The organism is Rhodopseudomonas sp. BR0C11 (assembly GCF_010820945.1).
In the GTDB taxonomy this organism is placed as follows: domain Bacteria; phylum Pseudomonadota; class Alphaproteobacteria; order Rhizobiales; family Xanthobacteraceae; genus Rhodopseudomonas; species Rhodopseudomonas palustris_H.
In genome coordinates, this window is the sequence record NZ_QTKI01000736.1 from 1 (window position 1) to 1,100 (window position 1,100).

Sequence of the window (1,100 nt, forward strand, 5' to 3'; positions counted from 1 at the left end):
GGGAAGAAAGCCATCGGCAAAAACACCGCCGTCAGCACCAGCGTGATGCCGACGATCGCGCCCTTGATCTGCCCCATCGCCTTGATGGTCGCCTCGCGCGGTGACAGTCCTTCGGTCGCCATCAGGCGCTCGACGTTCTCGACCACTACGATGGCGTCATCGACCAGGATGCCGATCGCCAGCACCATCGCGAACATCGTCAGCACGTTGATCGAGAAGCCGGTGACGAACATCACCGCACAGGTGCCGAGCAGCGCGATCGGCACCACCAGGGTCGGGATCAGGGTGTAGCGGATGTTCTGCAAGAACAGGAACATCACCACGAACACCAGCGCAATCGCTTCGGCGAGCGTGTACAGCACCTTCTCGATCGACGCCTTGATGAACGGGGTGGTGTCGTAAGGAATCTCGTAGGTCATCCCTTTCGGGAAATACTGCGCGAGCTCCTTCATCTTGGCGGTGACGGCCCTGGAGGTGGCGAGCGCATTGGCTGTCGCCGATAACTGGACGCCGATCGACGCCGCGGGATGCCCGTTCAGCCGACTGTCGGAATTGTAGTCCTCGCCGCCGACCTCGACCCGGGCAACGTCGCGCAGCCGCACCGACGAGCCGTCGCGATTGGCGCGCAGCACGATGGCACCGAATTCTTCCGGCGTGCCGAGCTGACCCTTGACCAGGACCGGCGCGGTGACTTCTTGCGACACCGGATTGGGAGTCGCACCAATCCGCCCGGCGGCGACCTGCGCGTTCTGCGCGGCGATCGCCGCCGAGACGTCGCTGACGGTCAATCCGACGCCGAACAGTTTATCCGGATCGATCCACACCCGCATCGACCGCTGCGTGCCGAACAACTGCGCCTTGCCGACGCCCTCGATCCGGCGGATCTCGCTGATGATGTTGCGGGTGATGTAGTCGCCGACCGCGATGCTATCGAGCGAGCCGTCGATGGTCTGCACCGAGATGAACATCAGGAAGGTGCTGGAGGCTTCGTCGACCAGGATGCCGCGCTGAGTCACGGCGCTGGGCAGCCGCGACTCCACCCGGCGGATGCGGTTCTGCACATCCACCGTCGCCTGCGCCAGCGACGTTCCCGGCTGGAA

Annotated in this window: 1 protein-coding gene; it reads right to left on the reverse strand. The window is 64.2% G+C overall.

The annotated features are described in order from the left end of the window. The coding region (locus DYI24_RS26995; protein ID WP_164574503.1) for an efflux RND transporter permease subunit at nt 1–1,100 on the reverse strand (1,100 nt) is incomplete at both ends.